Raw genomic sequence first — 20,608 nt, forward strand, 5'->3', positions numbered from 1 at the left:
GCCCCACCCATCGGGAGCAGTTCTTGCCGGTCAGCGCAGGAAGGGGTCCACCGCGACGGCGACGAAGAGCAGCGACACGTAGGTGATGGACCAGTGGAACAGCCGCATCTCCTTGAGCTTGCCGCCCGTGACCTCGGCCTTGGCGCGGTTTTGCAGTCCGTGCGCCTCCCACAGCCAGAAGCCGCCGGCGACCAGGGCGACCACCGTGTAGAACCAGCCGGTGTAGCCGAGCGGCGTCAGCAGCAGCGACACCAGGACCATCACCCAGCTGTAGATGACGATCTGCTTCGCCACCACCTTGTTCGAGGCGATGACCGGAAGCATCGGCACGCCCACGCGCGCGTAGTCGTCCTTCACCTTCATGGACAGCGGCCAGTAGTGCGGCGGCGTCCAGAAGAACATCACGAGGAAGAGGACGACCGGCGCCCACGACATCGAGTCGGTCACCGACGACCAGCCGATGAGGACCGGCAGGCAGCCCGCGATGCCGCCCCAGACGATGTTCTGCGACGTGCGGCGCTTGAGGATCATCGTGTAGACGATCACGTAGAACAGGAGGGCGCCGAGCGAGAGCCAGGCCGACAGCCAGTTGACCGCGAAGCCGAAGAGCAGGGTCGAGATCACCGCGAGCGCGATGCCGAAGACCAGGCACTCGGCCGGGCTGACCATGCCGGTGACCAGTGGCCGCTGCGACGTCCGGTCCATGAGGGCGTCGATGTCGCGGTCGTACCACATGTTCAGCGCGTTGGCGCCGCCCGCCGACAGGTAGCCGCCGAGGCAGGTGATCAGCACCAGCTTCAGGTCGGGCACGCCCTGCTCGGCGAGGAACATCACCGGAACCGTGGTGATGAGCAGCAGTTCGATGATCCGCGGCTTGGTCAGCGCCACGAACGCCTTGACACGGGCCCCGAACGGCCGCTGACCCTGGTTGCTGCTGCTCGTCAGCGCTCCCGCTGGACGGGATTCGACGGCCGTCACGCACACCCCTGACAAAGACTCCAGCGAGCCCCAGGCAGTTCACTTGATGTGTGAGGTCCCGGTAAAGACTCGCGCGTACCACGCCACTGTAGACGTTGCCTATACCTCGCTCTTCGCGGGGGTGGGGTCGTGTTGAGCGGGTACTCCGGATGAGCCCCGCACCCCCCTTTTGAGCCCCCGTTTGAGCAGCCCCGTATTCACGTGATGACCCGCGTCATTCCCTGTCAGGAGGCGGATTCCGAAGACTCCCGGCAGTCTGGAACGACCCGAAAGAATGGTTGTTCCAGCAGGGGTAGGCTCGACAACGGCCGGTGAGACCGACGTCACCGGTACTAGCCATGTGGAAAGGAGCCCTGACTCAGGGTGAGCACCAAGCCGACCACCACTGACCTCGAGTGGACCGATGTGGACCAGCGGGCCGTAGACACCGCGCGCGTCCTGGCCGCCGACGCCGTACAGAAGGTCGGCAACGGCCATCCCGGTACGGCGATGAGCCTGGCCCCCGCCGCGTACACCCTCTTCCAGAAGGTGATGCGACACGACCCGGCGGACGCCGACTGGGTCGGCCGCGACCGCTTCGTCCTGTCCGCGGGCCACTCGTCCCTGACCCTCTACATCCAGCTCTACCTGGCCGGGTTCGGCCTGGAGCTGGACGACCTGAAGGCGTTCCGGACCTGGGGTTCCAAGACCCCCGGCCACCCGGAGTACGGCCACACGACCGGCGTCGAGACGACCACGGGCCCGCTGGGCCAGGGTGTCGCCAACGCCGTGGGCATGGCGATGGCCGCCCGCTACGAGCGCGGCCTGTTCGACCCGGAGGCGGCCCCCGGCACCTCCCCGTTCGACCACTTCGTCTACGCCATCGCCGGTGACGGCTGCCTCCAGGAGGGCATCTCCTCCGAGGCGTCCTCGCTCGCGGGCCACCAGAAGCTCGGCAACCTGGTCCTGCTCTGGGACGACAACCACATCTCGATCGAGGGCGACACCGAGACCGCGGTCTCCGAGGACACCTGCAAGCGCTACGAGGCCTACGGCTGGCACGTCCAGCGCGTCGCCGCGAAGCCGGACGGCGACCTCGACCACGAGGCGATCTACAACGCCATCGAGGCGGCGAAGAAGGTCACGGACAAGCCGTCCTTCATCGCGATGCGCTCGATCATCGCCTGGCCCGCCCCGAACGCGCAGAACACCGAGGCCGCGCACGGCTCGGCGCTCGGCGACGACGAGGTGGCGGCCACCAAGCGCGTGCTGGGCTTCGACCCGGAGAAGAGCTTCGACGTCTCCGACGAGGTCATCGCGCACACCCGCAAGGCCCGCGACCGCGGCGCCGAGGCCAAGGCCGCGTGGGAGAAGTCGTTCCAGGAGTGGCGTTCGGCCAACCCGGAGCGCGCCGCCGAGTTCGACCGGATCAACGCGGGCGAGCTGCCCGAGGGCTGGGAGGAGAAGCTCCCGGCGTTCGAGACCGGCAAGGCCGTCGCCACCCGCGCCGCGTCCGGCAAGGTGCTCCAGGCGCTCGGCCCGGTCATCCCGGAGCTGTGGGGCGGCTCGGCCGACCTCGCGGGGTCGAACAACACGACGATCGACAAGACGTCGTCCTTCCTCCCCGAGGGCAACACGCTGCCCGAGGCGGACCCGTACGGGCGCACGATCCACTTCGGTATCCGCGAGCACTCCATGGCCGCGGAGATGAACGGGATCGCGCTGCACGGTCACACCCGGATCTACGGCGGCACGTTCCTGACGTTCTCCGACTACATGCGCAACGCCGTGCGCCTGTCGGCCCTGATGCACCTGCCGGTGACGTACGTGTGGACGCACGACTCCATCGGTCTCGGTGAGGACGGTCCGACGCACCAGCCGGTCGAGCACATCGCGTCGCTGCGTGCCATCCCGGGTCTCAACGTGGTCCGCCCGGCCGACGCGAACGAGACGGCCATCGCCTGGCGCGAGGTCCTCAGGCGCGGCAAGAAGGACTACGGCAAGAGCGCTCCGCACGGCCTCGTCCTGACCCGTCAGGGCGTGCCGACGTACGACGCGAACGAGTCCGCCGTCAAGGGTGGCTACGTGCTCGTCGAGGCGTCGAAGGAGACGCCGGAGCTGATCCTGATCGCCACCGGTTCCGAGGTGCAGCTCGCCGTCGAGGCGCGCGAGACCCTGGAGGCGGAGGGCGTCGCCACGCGTGTCGTGTCGATGCCTTGCGTGGAGTGGTTCGAGGAGCAGGACCAGGGGTACCGGGAGAGCGTCCTGCCGTCCGCGGTCAGGGCCCGTGTCGCCGTCGAGGCCGGGATCGGTCTGACGTGGCACAAGTACGTCGGCGACGCCGGCCGCATCGTCTCGCTGGAGCACTACGGTGCCTCGGCCGACGGCAAGGTGCTCTTCAAGGAGTTCGGTTTCACCGCCGAGAACGTGGCGGCCACGGCACGGGAATCCCTCGCCGCGGCCCAGCGCTGACGCTCGTACACGACACGTAGGAGATGCAATTTCCATGACAGACGCACTGAAGCGCCTCTCCGAGGAGGGCGTCGCGATCTGGCTGGACGACCTGTCGCGCAAGCGGATCACCTCCGGCAACCTCGCCGAGCTGATCGACCAGCAGCACGTCGTGGGCGTCACGACCAATCCGTCGATCTTCCAGAAGGCCATCTCGCAGGGCGACGGTTACGACCAGCAGCTCTCCGACCTCGCCGCCCGCCGGGTGACCGTCGAGGAAGCCATCCGCATGATCACGACGGCGGACGTCCGCGACGCCGCCGACATCCTGCGCCCCGTCTTCGACTCGACGGGCGGCCAGGACGGCCGCGTGTCGATCGAGGTCGACCCGCGCCTGGCGCACGACACGCACGCCACCGTCGCCGAGGCCAAGCAGCTGGCCTGGCTGGTGGACCGGCCGAACGCACTCATCAAGATCCCGGCCACCGAGGCGGGCATCCCGGCGATCACCGAGGTCATCGGCCTCGGCATCAGCGTCAACGTGACGCTGATCTTCTCGCTGGAGCGCTACCGCAAGGTCATGGACGCCTACCTCGCCGGCCTGGAGAAGGCCAAGGAGCGCGGCCTGGACCTGTCGCAGATCCACTCCGTGGCGTCCTTCTTCGTCTCCCGCGTGGACACGGAGATCGACAAGCGCCTGGACGGGATCGGCACGGACGAGGCCAAGTCCCTCAAGGGCAAGGCCGCTCTCGCCAACGCCCGGCTCGCCTACGAGGCGTACGAGGAGGTCTTCTCCTCCGACCGCTGGGCCGCGCTCGACAAGGCGCAGGCCAACAAGCAGCGTCCGCTGTGGGCCTCGACCGGCGTCAAGGACCCGGCCTACAAGGACACCCTGTACGTCGACGAGCTGGTGGCGCCGAACACGGTGAACACCATGCCGGAGGCGACCCTGGAGGCCACGGGCGACCACGGGCAGATCACCGGCAACACCATCAAGGGCACGTACGACCAGGCCCGCTCCGAGATCGCCGCGGTGGAGAAGCTCGGCATCTCGTACGACGAGGTCGTGCTGCTGCTCGAGAACGAGGGCGTCGAGAAGTTCGAGGCGTCCTGGACCGACCTGCTCAAGTCGACCGAGGCCGAGCTCAAGCGCCTCGCCCCCTCGGAGGGCTGAAACCTTGACCGCACACGGAGCCAACCCGCTCCGTGACACCGCGGACCGACGGCTCCCGCGTATCGCGGGGCCGTCGGGTCTGGTGATCTTCGGTGTCACGGGCGATCTGTCGCGTAAAAAGCTGATGCCCGCCGTGTACGACCTCGCCAACCGGGGTCTGCTCCCCCCGGGCTTCTCGCTGATCGGTTTCGCGCGCCGTGACTGGGAGGACGAGGACTTCGCCCAGGTCGTCCACGACGCGGTCAAGCAGCACTCCCGTACGCCCTTCCGCGAAGAGGTCTGGCAGCAGCTCATCCAGGGCATGCGCTTCGTCCAGGGCAACTTCGACGACGACGAGGCCTTCGAGACCCTGAAGGCGACGATCCAGGATCTCGACAAGTCCCAGGGCACGGGCGGGAACTTCGCGTTCTACCTCTCCGTGCCGCCCAAGTTCTTCCCCCTGGTCGTGCAGCAGCTCAAGGAGCACGGTCTCGCGGACGCCCCCGAGGGCTCCTGGCGGCGCGCCGTCATCGAGAAGCCCTTCGGCCACGACCTCGCCTCGGCCAAGGACCTGAACGCGATCGTGCACGAGGTCTTCGACCCGGACCAGGTGTTCCGGATCGACCACTACCTCGGCAAGGAGACCGTCCAGAACATCCTGGCGCTGCGCTTCGCCAACCAGATGTTCGAGCCGATCTGGAACCGGTCCTACGTCGACCACGTGCAGATCACCATGGCCGAGGACATCGGTATCGGCGGCCGGGCCGGCTACTACGACGGCATCGGCGCCGCCCGCGACGTCATCCAGAACCACCTGCTCCAGCTGATGGCGCTCACCGCGATGGAGGAGCCCGCCTCCTTCGACGCGGACGCGCTCGTCGCCGAGAAGGCCAAGGTGCTCGGCGCCATCCGGCTGCCGAAGGACCTCGGCAAGAACACGGTGCGGGGGCAGTACGCGGCCGGGTGGCAGGGCGGCGAGAAGGCCGTCGGCTACCTCCAGGAAGAGGGCATCGACCCCAAGTCGAAGACCGACACCTACGCAGCCGTCAAGCTGGAGGTCGACAACCGCCGCTGGGCGGGCGTCCCCTTCTACCTGCGCACCGGCAAGCGCCTGGGCCGCCGCGTCACCGAGATCGCGGTCGTCTTCCAGCGTGCCCCGCACTCCCCCTTCGACCACACGGCGACGGAGGAGCTGGGCCAGAACGCCATCGTGATCCGCGTCCAGCCCGACGAGGGCATCACGGTCCGCTTCGGCTCGAAGGTGCCCGGCACGTCGATGGAGATCAGGGACGTGTCGATGGACTTCGCCTACGGCGAGTCCTTCACCGAGTCCAGCCCGGAGGCGTACGAGCGACTCATCCTCGACGTCCTGCTCGGCGACTCCAACCTCTTCCCGCGCACGGAGGAGGTCGAGCTGTCCTGGAACATCCTCGACCCGATCGAGAAGTACTGGGACACGCACGGCAAGCCGGCGCAGTACCCGTCCGGCACGTGGGGGCCCGCGGAAGCGGACGAGATGCTCGCACGAGACGGACGGAGCTGGCGGCGGCCATGAAGATCGACCTGACGGACACCACCTCCAGCAAGATCAACAAGGCGCTCGTGAAGGGCCGCCGCGCCATCGGCACCCCCGCCGTCGGCATGGTCCTGACCCTCGTCATCGTCACCGACGAGGAGAACGCCTACGACGCGCTGCGGGCGGCCAACGAGGCGTCGCGCGAGCACCCCTCGCGCACCCTCGTCGTCATCAAGCGCGTCTCCCGCTCCCCGCGTGACCGCACGAAGTCGCGGCTCGACGCGGAGGTGCGGGTCGGCGTCGAGGCCGGTACCGGCGAGACGGTCGTGCTGCGCCTGTACGGCGAGGTCGTCAACCACGCCCAGTCGGTCGTCCTGCCGCTGCTGCTCCCCGACGCCCCCACGGTCGTGTGGTGGCCCGTGGACGCGCCGCTCGACCCCGCCCAGGACCCGCTGGGCGCCCTGGGGCAGCGCCGCGTCACGGACACGTACGCGGCCGAGCAGCCGATGCACGAGCTGGAGGCCCGCGCGGCGTCGTACGCGCCCGGTGACACGGACCTGTCCTGGACCCGGATCACCCCGTGGCGCTCGATGCTGGCCGCCGCCCTGGACCAGGTGGCCTGCGAGGTCACCTCCGTGGAGGTCGAGGGCGAGGAGTTCAACCCGAGCTGCGAGCTGCTGGCGATGTGGCTCGCGGACCGGCTCGACGTACCGGTGCGGCGCCTGCTCTCGCCGGGCCCCGGCCTGACCGGTGTCCGCATGGAGTCCACCTGCGGCCCGATCGTCCTGGACCGGGCCGACGGCATTCTGGCCACGCTCTCCATCGAAGGGCAGCCGGACCGCGCGGTCGCGCTCAAGCGCCGTGAGACCTCCGAGCTGATCGCGGAGGAGCTGCGGCGCCTGGACCCGGACGACACGTACGCGGCGGCGCTGCGTTACGGCGTGGACCGGCTCGGTGAGCCGGTCGATCAGACCCGGCCGCTGTCCGAGGCCTCCTCGGAGGCTGCCCCGGAGGCTGCCGAGGCGCCGGCTCCCGCGAAGCAGGCGTCCGCGTCCCAGCCGGCCGCCAAGAAGGCACCGGCGAAGAAGGCTCCGGCGAAGAAGGCCGCTGCCAAGAAGACCGCCGCGAAGAAGACGGCGGCGAAGAAGGCCCCGGCCAAGAAGGCGGCGGCGAAATGAGCGCGGCACCCCAGCTTGTCGTCCACCGCGACAAGGAGCTGATGGCGCAGGCCGCCGCGGCCCGGCTGATCACCAAGATCGTCGACGCCCAGGCGGCGCGGGGCCACGCCTCCGTCGTCCTGACGGGCGGCCGCAACGGGAACGGTCTGCTGGCCGCGCTCGCGGCGGCGCCCGCGCGGGACGCGGTCGACTGGCGCCGTCTCGACCTGTGGTGGGGCGACGAGCGGTTCCTGCCGGACGGCGATCCCGAGCGCAACTACACGCAGGCGCGCGAGGCACTGCTCGACTCGGTGCCGCTCGACCCCGACCGTGTGCACCCCATGCCCGCCTCGGACGGCGCGTACGAGCCGGACGCGGCGGCCGAGGTGTACGCGGCCGAACTCGCCACGGCCGCGGGGCCCGAGGACCACGGCCCGGTGCCGGCCTTCGACGTCCTGATGCTGGGCGTCGGTCCGGACACGCACGTCGCGTCGCTCTTCCCGGAGCTGCCGGCGGTCCATGAGACGGAGCGCACGGTGATCGCCGTGCGGGGCGCTCCCAAGCCGCCGCCCAACCGGATCACGCTCACGCTCCCGGCGATCCGGGCCGCGCGCGAGGTGTGGCTGCTCGCCGCGGGTGAGGACAAGGCGAAGGCCGCGGCGATCGCCCTGTCCGGCGCGGGCGAGGTCCAGGCCCCGGCCGCGGGCGCCTACGGCCGCTCCCGCACCCTGTGGCTGCTGGACGCGGCCGCGGCGTCGCAGCTCCCGCCGGAGCTGTACCCGCCGGCCGTCTCGTAGGCCCGCTGTGCGTAAGGCCCCGCTTCATGAAGAAGCGGGGCCTTACGCGTGCTGCGGGACCCGGTAGTCGCTGCCGTCCTTCTCCCGGACGAGCAGGCCGTCGATGACGCAGTACCGGCGCAGGGCCGCGGTGTCGTCGTGGACCGTGTGCAGCGCCGCGTTGACCTCGCGCTCGCTGTAGGTCCGGTCGGTGTCGAAGAGCGTGTCCGTGAGGTGGACGAGCAGTTCGTGCCGGACCGCGGGGCGGACCGGGATCGCGGTCAGCCGGCCGCGGGCGAAGAAGCCGGTGAGGTGGCGCGGGACCCCCGTGCCGGGCTCGGGGGTGCGGGCCCGGCGGAACACCTCGGGCCCGGCACGCAGCGACCCGTCGTCGAGCCGCTCGACGAGCCCGGCGGCGACCAGCTTGCCCAGGTGCTTGCGGGCCGCCGGGGAGTCGGCCTCGCGGGGCGGCAGTTCGCCGAGCACTATGCGCGCGTACAGCCTGAGTCGTTCGGGGTCGGCGAGGGCCGACATGAGCTGGTCCACAGGGGTGCCTCCCGGCTGGGTCAACGGGCAGTCTCACCCGCCGGGCGGCGTCCCCGCATCCGAATAACCCGAAAGGCGGCGGGGACCGGCGCTCAGTTCGAACGGCCGCGCAGCGCACGGTAGGTGGCGACGAGCGCCTTGGTCGACTCGTCGAGACCGGGTACGTCCGCGCCCTCGGTCAGGGCGGGTTCGACGCGCTTGGCGAGGACCTTGCCGAGTTCGACGCCCCACTGGTCGAACGAGTCGATGTTCCACACGGCGCCCTGGACGAACACCTTGTGCTCGTAGAGCGCGACCAACTGGCCGAGCACGGACGGCGTGAGGGAGGTCGTGAGGATCGTCGTCGTGGGGTGGTCGCCCTTGAAGGTCTTGTGCGGCACCAGCTCCTCGGGCACGCCCTCCGCGCGCACCTCGTCCGGTGTCCTGCCGAACGCCAGGGCCTGGGTCTGCGCGAAGAAGTTGGCCATCAGCAGGTCGTGCTGGCCCGCCAGGTCGCCCAGCTCCGCGACCGGCTCGGCGAACCCGATGAAGTCCGCGGGGATCAGTTTCGTGCCCTGGTGGATGAGTTGGTAGTAGGCGTGCTGGCCGTTCGTGCCGGGGGTGCCCCAGACGACCGGGCCGGTCTGCCAGTCGGTCTGGGCGCCGTCACGCTGCACGGACTTGCCGTTCGACTCCATGTCGAGCTGCTGCAAGTAGGCCGTGAACTTCGACAAGTAGTGGCTGTAGGGCAGCACGGCATGCGACTGGGCGTCGTGGAAGTTGCCGTACCAGATGCCCAGCAGGCCCATGAGGAGCGGCACGTTCAGCTCGGCGGGCGCGGTGCGGAAGTGCTCGTCGACGAGGTGGAACCCGGCGAGCATCTCCCGGAAGGCGGCGGGCCCGATGGCGATCATCAGGGCGAGGCCGATGGCGGAGTCATACGAATAACGGCCCCCCACCCAGTCCCAGAACTCGAACATGTTGGCCGTGTCGATACCAAACTCCGCCACCTTCCCGGCGTTGGTCGACAGCGCCACGAAGTGCCGGGCCACCGCGTCCTGGCCCGCTCCCAGCCCGGCCAGGAGCCAGGTGCGCGCGGAGGTGGCGTTGGTGATCGTCTCGATGGTGGTGAAGGTCTTCGAGGCGATCACGAAGAGCGTCTCGGCCGCGTCCAGGTCCCGTACGGCCTCGTGGAGGTCGGCGCCGTCGACGTTCGAGACGAAGCGGACCGTGAGGTCGCGGTCGGTGAAGGAGCGCAGGGCTTCGTAGGCCATGGCGGGGCCGAGGTCGGAGCCGCCGATGCCGATGTTGACGACGTTCTTGATGCGCCTGCCGGTGTGGCCGGTCCACTCGCCGGAGCGGACCTTGTCGGCGAAGACGGCCATCTTGTCCAGGACGGCGTGCACCTGCGGCACGATGTTCTCGCCGGTCCCGCCGTCGACCTCGATCACCGCGTCGCGCGGGGCGCGCAGCGCGGTGTGGAGCACGGCGCGGTCCTCGGTCGTGTTGATCCTCTCGCCGCGGAACATGGCGTCGCGCAGGCCGAAGACGTCGGTGGCGGCGGCCAGTTCCCGCAGGAGCCGCAGGGTCTCCTCGGTGACCAGGTGCTTGGAGTAGTCGAGGTGCAGATCGCCGACCTTCAAGACCAGGTTCGTGCCGCGCGCCGGGTCGGCGGCGAACAGCTCGCGCAGCCGGACGTCGCCCAGTTGCTCCCGGTGCTCGGTCAGCGCCTGCCACTCGGCCGTCCGGGTGAGCCGTGCGCGGCCCTCACCGCCTGCTTCGAACGCGTTCATCTCGGACTTCAGCCGCCTCTCGTACGTGCGTACGTGCCGTGCCCCGCTGCTTCGACCAACCTAATCGATCAGTGGCCGGTATGGGCGGTCTGTCCGGAGCGCGCGGTCCGGGGACGGGGTCAGTGCCCGCCGCGGTGCAGGCGGCCCGCGTAGTGGTCCTCCAGGCGGCCGTTGCGCTCGAAGCCGCCGGGCAGGTTGGCGGAGACGTAGACGGGCGGCTCGTGGCCCTGGGCGAGGAGCAGGGCCACGGCGTCGGCGACGACCATCTGGACGAGCAGCGCCGAGGTGATGGTGGAGACGCCGCAGAGTCCGCCGCCGTCGGGGAGCGGCAGGATCGCGTCACCGGTGGGCGCGCAGTTGTCGAGGACGGCGTCGGCGTGGTCGGCGAGCCGGCTGCCGCTCGCGTGCAGGGCGGGGACCGAACGGGTGTGCTCCAGGGAGGTCAGGGCGACCAGCGCATGCCCCTTCTCCTTGACCAGCAGGGCCATGTCCACGATCGAGTTGTTGACCCCCGAGTTCGAGATGATCACGAACAGGTCCTGCGGGCGCGGGGTGCTCAGCTCGTAGAGGCGGGCGGCGAGGCCGGGGCGGCGCTCCAGGAGCGGGTCGTCGAGCACGGAGCGGTCCTCGCCGCCCCGCAGGACGAGGTCGTGCAGGGCGACGCGGGTGGTCGGGATGAGGCCGCCGGCCCGCCCGGAGATCTCCAGGGCGGTCGCCTGGGAGTGGCCGGTGCCGAAGGCGTGCACGACGCCGTCGGCGGCGACGCACTCCGCGACGAGCCGGGCCGCCGCGGCGACGCCGTCCTTGTTCGTGGCGACGGCGCGCTCCACGTGCGCGCGCACCTGGTCCGCCAACAGGTCCGCTCCGAGCCGCTGTTCCGTCATGTCCCCGCCCACCTTCGGTTCACTGATTCAGTTCGAGTCCTACGAAGCGAAACAATGAACCCGAACGGAAGGTGCCGTCAAGACGCTCCCGGCGACGCGGTGGGCAGAAGCCGGGCCAGTGCCACCGCGCCGCCGACGCCGTCCGGCACCGCGGAGCAGCGCAGCCCGAGCGGTGCCACGGCCGCGCGCAGCCGCTCCCCCAGCGGTCCGTCCGGCCCCAGCAGCCCGCCGGTGACGACCAGCGACTCCCCGGCCACGGGTCCCAACGCCCTTACACTGTCGGCGAGTTGTTCGGCGGCCTCATCGAGCAGGGCTCGGGCCCGGCTGTCCCCCTGCGCCGCGGCGGCCACGACGAGCGGGCTCAACTCGGCCAGAGTGACCGGGCGTTGCGCGTAGGCCCACTGCGCTATCGCCTGCTTGAGGTGGTGCCGGCCCGCCCAGTCGAGCGCCGGGTCCGCGCGCCCCGGCACCACCCGGTCGAGCACCAGCGTCACCAGCGGCCCCCATGGCACCCGGCCGTCCACGGCCCGCAGCGCGCCGCGCAGCGCCTGCTGCCCGAGCCAGAAGCCGCTGCCGGTGTCGCCGAGCAGCCAGCCGTCCCCGTCCACCACGCGCACCGTGCGCCGCCCGGCCACGCGCGCCGCGGCCGCGCCGGTGCCCGCGATCAGCACGAGGCCGTCGGCCGGGGCGCCGGGGCCCGAGGCGCAGGCCACCTCCACGTCGCCGTACACCCGCTGCGCCGCCCGCCCGATGCCGAGCCGGTCCAGCGCCTCGGCCAGGCACGCCCCGGCGACGCCGCGCCCGTGCGCGGGGCCGCCGCCCTCGCCCGCGCCCGCGAACCCGCCGACGACGGCGGTCACCGCACCGCGCAGCGCCGTGGGCACGGCCGCCGCGAGCGCCTGTTCCAAGTGGCGTACGAGAGCGTCCCTTTCGACGCTCAGCGCGTTGCCGGGGCCGCCGTGCCCGGCGCCCACCACCCGGCCGTCCGCGGCCACGCAGCGGGCCCGCACCCGGGTGCCTCCGGCATCGATCCCGACGGTGAGCGGAGTGGCGTACTGGTCGAAGGATTCGTTAAGCACACCGCATGATGATTGATAGATTCAGCACCGGACAACACCCCGGCGCCCGCGAACCGGGCACCACCGACCGGGAGACCCTCATGATCACAGCCCGGATCCGCTCCGAACTGCCCACGCTCAGTGGCTCGCTGCGCAAGGTCGGCGCGTATGTGCTGGCCGACCCCGGCGCGGTCGCCGGCACCTCGGCGGCCGACCTGGGGCGCCGCACCGGCACCTCGCAGGCCACCGTCACCCGGTTCTGCCAGGCCCTCGGCCTGGAGACCTACCAGCGGCTGCTGCTCGAACTCGCCAAGGAGCAGGGCGAGAAGGACCACGAGGACGACCACGGCGGCCACCCCCGCCCCCTCGGTCCCGACATCGGCCCCGACGACGACCTGGAGCAGCTGATCAGCGTGGTCGCGCACGCCGACCTCCAGGCGCTGCGCAGCACCCGCGACCAGCTGGACCGCGGCGCCCTGGAGGCGGCCGCGCAGGCACTCGCCCGGGCGCGCCGCGTCGACGTCTACGGTGTGGGCGGTTCGGGCATCCTGGCGCGCGAGACGGAGGCCCGCCTCTTCGGCATCGGGATGGCGGCCCGCGGCTGGACGGAGGTGCACGCCGCGGAGACCTCGGCGGCCCTGCTGACCCCCGCGGACACGGCGGTGGCGCTCTCCCACTCGGGGCGCACCCGTGAGGTCCTCGGTCCGCTGCGGCTCGCCGCCGAGCGCGGCGCGCGCACCGTCGCGGTCACCGGGGACCCGCGCTCGCCGGTCGCCCAGGCGGCCGCGGTCCATCTGACCTGGACGGCGGCGGAGACCGGCTTCCGGCGCGGCAGTTTCGGCGCCCGGCACTCGGCGCTGCTGATCCTCGACTGCCTCTACGCGCGCGTGGCGCAGCTGACCTACGACCGGGCGACCGCGTCGATCGCGCTCACGGCGCACATCTCCGCGGAGCATGCCGCGCGGGCGCGGCGCCGGCCCGCCCCGTGACGGCGGCGGCACAACAGCGTCGGCCGGGGCCTCCTGGGCGCCCGGCCTTCTCGAACGTCTAGATCTCGCCCCGCAGTTTCGCGAGCGCCTCGGCGAGGATCGCCTCGCCGTCCGCGTCGCTGCGCCGCTCCCGTACGTACGCGAGGTGCGTCTTGTACGGTTCCGTGCGCGGCGGGTCCGGCGGGTTGTCCCGGTCCTGCCCGGCGGGGAAGCCGCAGCGCGGACAGTCCCACGTCTCCGGCACCTGCGCGTCGGAGGCGAAGCTCGGCTGCGTCTCGTGCCCGTTCGAGCACCAGAAGGAGATGCGCAGGCGCGGCGCGGACTCGCCGCGCTCGGCCTCGCCCATCGGCCCCGCCCCGACCCGACTTCCTCGGATCGCGTTGCCACTTGCCACGGTCGTAACTCCCTGCGTCATGGTGCCGCGAAGCGCGTCGGCGTCTCGCTTCGCCGCGGAGCGCCTCAGTCTACGTAAGGCCCAACGCACGTCCAGTGATTGGCGTTACCCGCCCTCCCCCTAGACGCAAGCCCCATGATAGGTGGCGCTGTTGGGCGCGTACCGGACATGGGGCTTTACGTGAGCGCTGTGCAGTTGTGACGGGTCGAACGGGTGACTCGACGGCGAAGATCAGTTGTTGATCTTCATCAGGATGCCGAGCACGACGATGCACGCGAACCAGAGCAGACCGAGCACGATCGTGATCCGGTCCAGGTTCCGCTCGGCGACCGACGAGCCACCGACGGAGGACTGCATGCCGCCTCCGAACATGTCGGAGAGACCGCCGCCCTTTCCCTTGTGCATGAGCACCAGGAGCATCAGCAGCAGGCTGAAGACGATCAGGGCGATCGAGAACCCCATAACCACGGCTGGACCAACTTCCTCGGAACTGTTCGGACGACGGGGCCGAAGCCCATCACGGACAGGCTTCGGCCCCGCAAGGGTACGACGTATCGCCGCTAGCGCATACTCACTGGTCGCGCCACTCGCGAATCACTGCTCGTGGAAGCGGACGATCTTGACGAACTCGTCGGCGTCCAGGGAGGCGCCGCCGATCAGGGCTCCGTCGATGTCCGGCTTGCCCATGATCTCCGCGACGTTGCCCGACTTCACCGAACCGCCGTACTGGATGCGGACCTTGTCGGCCACCTCCTGCGTGTACAGCTCGGCGAGCTTGCCGCGGATCGCCGCGCAGACCTCCTGCGCGTCGTCGGCGCCGCACACCTTGCCGGTGCCGATGGCCCAGACCGGCTCGTAGGCGATGACGATCGTCTCGGCCTGCTCGGCGGGCAGGTCCTTGAGGCCGCCCTCGACCTGCGCGAGCGTGTGGGCGACGTGGTCGCCCGCCTCGCGCACGTCCAGCTCCTCGCCGACGCACAGGATGGGGGTCAGGCCGTGCTTGTAGGCGGCCTTCACCTTGGTGTTGACAAGGGCGTCGCTCTCGCCGTGGTACTGGCGCCGCTCGGAGTGGCCGATCGCGACGAACGTGCACTTGAGCTTGGCGAGCATGGCGCCCGAGATCTCACCGGTGTACGCGCCGGAGTCGTGCGCCGAGAGGTCCTGGGCACCGTACTTGATCTTGAGCTTGTCGCCGTCGACCAGCGTCTGGACGGACCGCAGGTCGGTGAAGGGCGGCAGGACGGCGACCTCGACTGCCTCGTAGTCCTTGTCCGCGAGGGCGAAGGCGAGCTTCTGGACGTGGGCGATGGCCTCCAGGTGGTTGAGGTTCATCTTCCAGTTGCCCGCCATCAGCGGCGTGCGGGTGCTCATTAAGGGTCAGTCCTCCAGTGCGGCGAGACCGGGCAGCGTCTTGCCCTCGAGGTATTCGAGGGAGGCGCCGCCACCGGTCGAGATGTGGCCGAATGCCTTCTCGTCGAAGCCCAGGGTACGGACGGCCGCGGCGGAGTCGCCGCCGCCCACCACGGTGAAGCCCGGGGAGTCGATGAGGGCCTGGGCGACCGCCTTGGTGCCCTCGGCGTAGTCGGGGTGCTCGAAGACGCCCATCGGCCCGTTCCAGAAGACGGTCTGCGCGTCGGCGAGCTTCGAGGCGTACAGCGTGCCGGACTCCGGGCCGATGTCCAGGCCCATCTGCCCGGCCGGCATGGCGTCCGCGGCCACGGTGGTGGCGTCGGAGGGGGCCTTCGTCTTGAGGTCGGGGAAGGCGGGTGCGACGACGACGTCCACCGGCAGCACGATCTCCACGCCGTTCTTCTCGGCGCGCTCCAGGTACTCGCTCACCGCCGGGATCTGGTCCTCCTGGACGAGCGAGGTACCGATCTCGTAGCCCTTGGCCTTGAGGAACGTGAAGACCATGCCGCCGCCGATGAGCAGCCGGTCGGCCTTGCCGAGCAGCTGGTCGATGACGGCGAGCTTGTCGGAGACCTTGGCGCCGCCGAGCGCGACCACGTAGGGGCGCTGGACGTCGTCGGTGAGCTTCTTCAGGACGCCGACCTCGGTGGCGATGAGGTAGCCGGCGTAGTGCGGCAGCTTCTTCGCGAGGTCGTACACGGAGGCGTGCTTGCGGTGCACGGCGCCGAAACCGTCGCCTACGTAGACGTCCGCCAGGGCGGCGAGCCGGTCGGCGAACTCGCCGCGCTCGGTGTCGTCCTTGCTGGTCTCCCCCGCGTTGAACCGCAGGTTCTCGATGACGGCGACCTGGCCGGGCTCCAGGCCGTCCACCGCGTCGTGCGCGGCGGGGCCCACGGTGTCCTGGGCGAACGCGACCGGCTTGCCGAGGAGTTCACCGAGCCGCTCGGCGGCGGGCAGCAGCGAGAACTGCGGGTCGGGAGCGCCCTTGGGGCGGCCCAGGTGGGAGGCGACGATCACCTTGGCACCCGCCTTCGCCAGTGCCTCGACGGTGGGCAGGACGGCGCGGATGCGGCCGTCGTCGCTGATGACGCCGTCGGCCAGCGGCACGTTCAGGTCGGCGCGGACGAACACCCGCTTGCCGTCGACCCCTTCGGCGAGAAGTTCCTCGATGGTCTTCATGACTGGGCTCCTAGTGAGGCTGTGAGGCTGACGCGCGAAAGGCCCGGACCGCAGCGCGGCGTCGCGCGGGTCCGGACCTTCGCTCACATCGTGATGCCTTGCTGCTCTTGAACTCTAGAGCTGACCACCGACGAAGACCGTCAGGTCCACGAGGCGGTTGGAGTAGCCCCACTCGTTGTCGTACCAGCCGAGGATCTTCACCGTCTTGCCCTCCTGGACCATGGTCAGGGAGGAGTCGAAGGTGCAGGAGGCCGGGTCGCTGACGATGTCGGACGACACGATCGGGTCCTCGGTGTAGAAGAGGATGCCCTTGAGGTCGCCGTCGTCGGCGGCCTTCTTGAACGCGGCGTTGACCTCGTCCTTGGTGACCTCGCGGTTCAGCTCCACGACCAGGTCGGTGGCCGAGCCGGTCGGGACCGGGACGCGCATCGCGATGCCGTCGAGCTTGCCCTTGAGCTGCGGCAGGACCAGGGCGGTGGCCTTGGCGGCGCCCGTCGTGGTCGGGATGATGTTCTCGGCGGCGGCGCGGGCGCGGCGCAGGTCCGAGTGCGGGAAGTCCAGGATGCGCTGGTCGTTCGTGTACGCGTGGACCGTCGTCATCAGGCCCTTGACGATGCCGAAGTTCTCGTCGAGAACCTTGGCCATCGGCGCCACGCAGTTGGTGGTGCAGGAGGCGTTCGAGATGACGTGGTGGTTGGCCGCGTCGTACTTGTCCTGGTTGACGCCCATCACGATCGTGATGTCCTCGTCCTTGGCCGGAGCCGAGATGAGGACCTTCTTGGCGCCACCGGCGATGTGCTTCTCGGCGTCGGCCTTCTTGGTGAAGATGCCGGTCGACTCGATCACGATGTCGACGCCCAGCTGACCCCACGGGATGTCGGCGGGGTTGCGCTCGGAGAGCACCTTGATGGTGTGGCCGTCGACGGTGATGGTGTCCTCGGTGTGCGACACCTCGGCCTTGAGACGGCCCAGGATGGTGTCGTACTTCAGAAGATGCGCGGTGGTCGCGGTGTCACCCAGGTCGTTGACAGCCACGATCTCGATGTCCGCACCCTGCTCGAGCAGCGCGCGGAAGTAGTTACGACCGATGCGGCCAAAGCCGTTGATGCCTACGCGGATCGTCACGAACCGATCTCCTCGTTGGTACGCCGGATTCGACGCCGGCGAGATGTATTGGGATGTCCCCGACCGCTCTTGACCCTACCTCCCATAAGGGCTGCGGGTGACATCGAGCGGCCCTATGCAGGACACAGCGGCCCGTACTCGCCAGTAACGTACGGGCCGCCGCGTATTTCCCGGGTATTTCGAGGCCGATCAGTCGCTAATTGAGCGCAGTGCCTTTCTGATGAGCGCATTTCGCTCGGCGGGTGCCGTGACGTGTTCCAGACCGAATCCCAGGAGAACGGTGTCCGGGGTGCTGATCGCCCCGTAGGTGGTGAACAGGTCGGCGGCCGGGGCCCAGTCCCGGTCCGCCGCGGGGCTGCCCGCGGGCGGCCCGGGGACCCGCCAGACGCCCAGGGACGTCTCGAAGCCCTCGTTCTCGGTGACCTGGCCCCCGATGACGACGGACGCGTTGTCGGCGCGCACGCCCTCGCCGCCGCTCCCGGGGTCGGAGACGTAGCTGAGCGAGACCTCGGCGGAGTGGCCCGCGTAGGCGCTCAGGTCGTAGCTGACCGTCTTCCAGTCGTCGGAGGAGCCCGTGAGGCTGTTCCAGGCACCGGAGGTGCCGGAGTTCGCGCAGGCGGCGCCGTCGGGCGTCAGGTAGCGGGTGAGGGCCGGGTGGTCCTCGATGAGGAATCCGGCCTCGCACTCGGTGGGCACGGCGTTCGTGGTCAGGCCGTCCTCGTCCGGCAGCGTCGTCCAGTCCTCGGCCCCGACCGTGTGCGCCTCCAGGATCACATGGTCGTAGCCCGCCTCGGTGTCCCAGAGCAGCTGGGTCCGCAGCGCCGGCCGGTCGGCGGCGGTGACACGGGTGAGGTCGATGGTGCGGGTCAGCCGCTTGTAGGCGTCGTCCGTGTGCACGGCCGCGGCCATGCCCGCGCCCTCGTACTGGCCGGCCCCGGCGCTCTCGAACCGCGGCAGGGTGTCGGAGGTCGCCTCGTACAGGCCGGCGCCGTTCAGCGGGTTGCCGGGGGCGTCGCCGAGGGCCGTGACGATGCCGTCCAGCGCGCCGGAACCGTCGAACCGGGTGGCGACCGGTGCCGCGGTCCGGGAGTAGGCGCCCAGGTAGTACTGGCTGAAGTCGTTCGTCGTGGTGTCGCCGATGGCGACCGAGCCGCCCGCTTTCTCGCCCGCCTCGACCAGCTTGCCGCCCTCGTTCAGGTAGTCGCGCAGGGCCAGCTGCGTGGCGAGACCGGGGCGGTCCGCGCCCGTGTAGTGGACGACCGCCTCGAAGTGGCCGAGGACCCCGAGCGGGTCGGGCACGCCCTGCGTCGCGACGTTCCAGACGGCGGCCCGGTGTCCGGCGGCCTTGAGCGCGTCCACGTAGGCGGCCGTTTGCTGCCCTGTGGTGTCGTTTTCCGCGACGACGAGCGTGTCCGCCTTCGGGCGTGTCGCGACGGTGTACGTGAACGGTTCACTCGAAGTGCGCTTTCCGGATTTCGTGCGCCCGGTGAACCACACCTCCACCTTGTCGCCCACATCGGCGTCCGCCACCTTCGCCCGATAGGCGTCGAAGTGGAGATTGTCCTCGCCTCCGTAGGTCTCGCCGCCCTTCCAGGCGCGCAATTTCCCGTCGTGCGCACGGCCGCCATTGACGCGGTAGTTCAGCTCCTTGCCGCGGACGGACTTCCGGGCGACGACCGAGACTTCCTGGTCGCCTCCGCGCGCGTACGAGGTGGGGAAGGCCGCCGGGGTGAAGTCGGGCGCTTCAAGGCCGACCGACGACGCCGGCCGGTCCGGGTGGGAGGCGGTCTCCGCGACGGAGAGGGCGAAGGGCACGTTCTTCGCGAACTCGCCCTGGATCAGCTTCTCGTCGTCCGGGAACGTGAAGACCGAGGCGCAGTCCTGGGGCCGCCAGGCGTCGTTCGGATCGACGTTCGAGGCGGTCTGGCAGGTGCTCATCTCGGGGGTGAACATCGAGACGCCGTTGACGTTGGCGGCGTGTCCGTCGGCCTCGCCGTTGGTCGTGTACAGCTCCGAGGAGACCTGGGGGTGGTAGCCGGGGATCGCGGAGTGCTCCGGGGTGCCGGCGAGCGCCTTGTAGAGCACGTCGTCCGGCGTGGGGGTGGCGACCTGCCAGCCCACTCCGTAGAGCAGCAGTTCGGCGGCGGAGTGGTAGTTGATGGCGTAGTCGAAGCCGACGCGCTTCTCGAAGGCGTCGACGGCCCGGGTCTCGGGTTCGGAGTTCGGCCGCGCGCCGCGGTAGGTCTCGTTGCTGGGGCGCGGGGACGAACCCTCGTCGTCGTAGCCCCACTTGTAGGCGAAGTTCCGGTTGAGGTCGACGCCGTCGCCCGAGGTGTAGGCGCCGTCGCCGTTCACGTCGCGCATGTTCTTGCGCCACTGCCGGTCGCCGTCAGGGTCGAACGTCCAGTCGTAGCCGTCGGGGTTGGCCGACAGGACGAACCACAGCTCCGTGGAGTCGACGATCTTCTTGACGCGCCGGTCCTTGGCGTAGTTGTCCACGTAGTAGTGCATCAGGCGGCGGGTCATCTCCGGGGTGATCCACTCGCGCGCGTGCTGGTTGGACATGTAGAGGACCGACGGCTTGGCGCCGTCCTTGGCCTTCTTGGCGTCCTTGCTGAGCTTCAGCGCGAGGATGTCCTTGCCCTGGAGCGTCTTGCCGATGGAGACGACCTTGGTGAGGCCGGGGTGCTCCTGGCCGGTGCGGAGGATCTCCTCCTGGAGGTTGCCCGCGCCGCTGTAGGGCCGGAAGACGCCGTCGCCCGCGGCCTTCACGCGCGCCTTCGCCGCCGCCGGAACCTTGTGCTCGGTGAGCCGCACACCCTTGCCCCGCAGGGTCCTGGCCTGCCGGCCGGTGAGGTAGACCTCGACCTGCGCGGTGCCCTTCCGGGGTACCTGCGCGCTGAGTTCGCGGCCGTCCTGGCCCGCCTGGAGGAGCAGGGGCACCTGCTCCTTCGACACCTCGGCGCGGTACACCGTGACGGCGTCCGCGCCGGGGTCCTTGCTCGCTGGACTTCCGCTCTCCGCCTGGGCGACGGGGGCGAGTGCCGCCCCGCCCACGCCCAGAACCAGTGCTCCGACAGCGAGGATCGATCTCGCTCTTCGTCTCATGAGCCCCCCTTGCAGTTGTCTGCCGCGGTCGTGGCGCGCGGCCACAGAAGCGAACAGCCGCCAGACTCATGACAGTTCAAGGTCAAGTCAAGGGGGCATCAGGGTCGTTCAAAAGGGACGGAAAGCCGGTGGC

The 20,608-nt window shown here is 70.2% G+C and carries 17 protein-coding genes; 6 read left to right on the top strand and 11 right to left on the bottom strand.

Going from position 1 to position 20,608, the window contains the following annotated elements:
• Positions 1-30 precede the first annotated feature (30 nt).
• Complete coding sequence (locus tag ABZY33_RS22185; RefSeq protein ID WP_356493408.1) at positions 31-945, bottom strand: heme o synthase; 915 nt, start codon at positions 943-945, stop codon at positions 31-33.
• 396 nt (positions 946-1,341) lie between these two features.
• Here ABZY33_RS22185 and tkt point away from each other — a divergent pair, with 396 nt between their 5' ends.
• Genes tkt through pgl form a run of 5 tightly spaced genes read left to right on the top strand, consistent with a single transcriptional unit; the run spans position 1,342 to position 8,031 of the window.
• Positions 1,342-3,429: a transketolase gene (gene tkt / locus ABZY33_RS22190; protein ID WP_356493350.1), complete on the top strand. Its 2,088-nt coding sequence runs from the start codon at positions 1,342-1,344 to the stop codon at positions 3,427-3,429.
• Positions 3,430-3,463: 34 nt separating this feature from the next.
• The gene (tal, locus tag ABZY33_RS22195; RefSeq protein ID WP_356493351.1) at positions 3,464-4,582 is read left to right on the top strand and encodes a transaldolase; all 1,119 of its coding nucleotides are present in this window, start codon (positions 3,464-3,466) and stop codon (positions 4,580-4,582) included.
• A 4-nt stretch (positions 4,583-4,586) separates the two neighbouring features.
• The gene (gene zwf / locus ABZY33_RS22200; RefSeq protein ID WP_356493352.1) at positions 4,587-6,116 is read left to right on the top strand and encodes a glucose-6-phosphate dehydrogenase; all 1,530 of its coding nucleotides are present in this window, start codon (positions 4,587-4,589) and stop codon (positions 6,114-6,116) included.
• Positions 6,113-7,255 carry a glucose-6-phosphate dehydrogenase assembly protein OpcA gene (opcA, locus tag ABZY33_RS22205; RefSeq protein ID WP_356493353.1) on the top strand — a complete coding sequence of 381 codons (1,143 nt, stop codon included), beginning with the start codon at positions 6,113-6,115 and terminating at the stop codon, positions 7,253-7,255. The genes zwf and opcA overlap by 4 nt, the downstream gene beginning before the upstream one ends.
• Positions 7,252-8,031, top strand: a complete 780-nt coding sequence (gene pgl, locus ABZY33_RS22210; protein ID WP_356493354.1) for a 6-phosphogluconolactonase — start codon at positions 7,252-7,254, stop codon at positions 8,029-8,031. The genes opcA and pgl overlap by 4 nt, the downstream gene beginning before the upstream one ends.
• Before the next feature lie 42 nt (positions 8,032-8,073).
• On the opposite strand, the gene ABZY33_RS22215 is transcribed toward pgl, so the two are convergent.
• The 4 genes from ABZY33_RS22215 to ABZY33_RS22230 form a co-directional block, all read right to left on the bottom strand.
• Positions 8,074-8,295, bottom strand: coding sequence for a DUF2087 domain-containing protein (locus tag ABZY33_RS22215; RefSeq protein WP_356493409.1), 222 nt, complete (start codon positions 8,293-8,295; stop codon positions 8,074-8,076).
• Between the two features lie 353 nt (positions 8,296-8,648).
• The gene (gene pgi, locus ABZY33_RS22220) at positions 8,649-10,328 is read right to left on the bottom strand and encodes a glucose-6-phosphate isomerase (protein ID WP_356493355.1); all 1,680 of its coding nucleotides are present in this window, start codon (positions 10,326-10,328) and stop codon (positions 8,649-8,651) included.
• Between the two features lie 119 nt (positions 10,329-10,447).
• Positions 10,448-11,212, bottom strand: coding sequence for an SIS domain-containing protein (locus ABZY33_RS22225; RefSeq protein WP_356493356.1), 765 nt, complete (start codon positions 11,210-11,212; stop codon positions 10,448-10,450).
• 77 nt (positions 11,213-11,289) lie between these two features.
• Positions 11,290-12,291, bottom strand: a complete 1,002-nt coding sequence (locus ABZY33_RS22230; protein ID WP_356493357.1) for a BadF/BadG/BcrA/BcrD ATPase family protein — start codon at positions 12,289-12,291, stop codon at positions 11,290-11,292.
• Positions 12,292-12,371: 80 nt separating this feature from the next.
• Between ABZY33_RS22230 and ABZY33_RS22235 the strand changes: the two genes are divergently transcribed.
• Positions 12,372-13,259, top strand: coding sequence for a MurR/RpiR family transcriptional regulator (locus tag ABZY33_RS22235; RefSeq protein WP_356493410.1), 888 nt, complete (start codon positions 12,372-12,374; stop codon positions 13,257-13,259).
• A gap of 58 nt (positions 13,260-13,317) precedes the next feature.
• Here the strand turns inward: ABZY33_RS22235 and ABZY33_RS22240 are convergent, their stop codons facing one another.
• From ABZY33_RS22240 to ABZY33_RS22265, 6 genes are all read right to left on the bottom strand, one after another.
• Complete coding sequence (locus tag ABZY33_RS22240; RefSeq protein ID WP_003976875.1) at positions 13,318-13,653, bottom strand: RNA polymerase-binding protein RbpA; 336 nt, start codon at positions 13,651-13,653, stop codon at positions 13,318-13,320.
• A 231-nt stretch (positions 13,654-13,884) separates the two neighbouring features.
• A complete protein-coding gene (gene secG, locus ABZY33_RS22245) occupies positions 13,885-14,115 on the bottom strand; it encodes a preprotein translocase subunit SecG (RefSeq protein ID WP_324766249.1) in 231 nt (76 codons plus the stop codon).
• A 132-nt stretch (positions 14,116-14,247) separates the two neighbouring features.
• The gene (gene tpiA, locus ABZY33_RS22250) at positions 14,248-15,024 is read right to left on the bottom strand and encodes a triose-phosphate isomerase (protein WP_356493358.1); all 777 of its coding nucleotides are present in this window, start codon (positions 15,022-15,024) and stop codon (positions 14,248-14,250) included.
• Between the two features lie 6 nt (positions 15,025-15,030).
• Positions 15,031-16,242, bottom strand: a complete 1,212-nt coding sequence (locus tag ABZY33_RS22255) for a phosphoglycerate kinase (protein ID WP_356493359.1) — start codon at positions 16,240-16,242, stop codon at positions 15,031-15,033.
• A 114-nt stretch (positions 16,243-16,356) separates the two neighbouring features.
• Positions 16,357-17,367, bottom strand: coding sequence for a type I glyceraldehyde-3-phosphate dehydrogenase (gap, locus tag ABZY33_RS22260; RefSeq protein ID WP_338695382.1), 1,011 nt, complete (start codon positions 17,365-17,367; stop codon positions 16,357-16,359).
• A 189-nt stretch (positions 17,368-17,556) separates the two neighbouring features.
• On the bottom strand, positions 17,557-20,475 hold the full coding sequence (locus tag ABZY33_RS22265) for a M14 family zinc carboxypeptidase (RefSeq protein WP_356493360.1): 2,919 nt from the start codon (positions 20,473-20,475) through the stop codon (positions 17,557-17,559).
• Positions 20,476-20,608 lie beyond the last annotated feature (133 nt).

Source organism: Streptomyces sp. NPDC006552 (genome assembly GCF_040611655.1).
In the GTDB taxonomy this organism is placed as follows: domain Bacteria; phylum Actinomycetota; class Actinomycetes; order Streptomycetales; family Streptomycetaceae; genus Streptomyces.

What these genes read in the sequence shown, in the direction of transcription:
- tal (WP_356493351.1), top strand. Translation starts at nt 3,464, where the DNA reads ATGACAGACGCACTGAAGCGCCTCTCCGAGGAGGGCGTCGCGATCTGG.
- opcA (WP_356493353.1), top strand. Translation starts at nt 6,113, where the DNA reads ATGAAGATCGACCTGACGGACACCACCTCCAGCAAGATCAACAAGGCG.
- pgl (WP_356493354.1), top strand. Translation starts at nt 7,252, where the DNA reads ATGAGCGCGGCACCCCAGCTTGTCGTCCACCGCGACAAGGAGCTGATG.
- pgi (WP_356493355.1), bottom strand. Translation starts at nt 10,328, where the DNA reads ATGAACGCGTTCGAAGCAGGCGGTGAGGGCCGCGCACGGCTCACCCGG.
- ABZY33_RS22225 (WP_356493356.1), bottom strand. Translation starts at nt 11,212, where the DNA reads ATGACGGAACAGCGGCTCGGAGCGGACCTGTTGGCGGACCAGGTGCGC.
- ABZY33_RS22235 (WP_356493410.1), top strand. Translation starts at nt 12,372, where the DNA reads ATGATCACAGCCCGGATCCGCTCCGAACTGCCCACGCTCAGTGGCTCG.
- secG (WP_324766249.1), bottom strand. Translation starts at nt 14,115, where the DNA reads ATGGGGTTCTCGATCGCCCTGATCGTCTTCAGCCTGCTGCTGATGCTC.
- tpiA (WP_356493358.1), bottom strand. Translation starts at nt 15,024, where the DNA reads ATGAGCACCCGCACGCCGCTGATGGCGGGCAACTGGAAGATGAACCTC.
- ABZY33_RS22255 (WP_356493359.1), bottom strand. Translation starts at nt 16,242, where the DNA reads ATGAAGACCATCGAGGAACTTCTCGCCGAAGGGGTCGACGGCAAGCGG.
- ABZY33_RS22265 (WP_356493360.1), bottom strand. Translation starts at nt 20,475, where the DNA reads ATGAGACGAAGAGCGAGATCGATCCTCGCTGTCGGAGCACTGGTTCTG.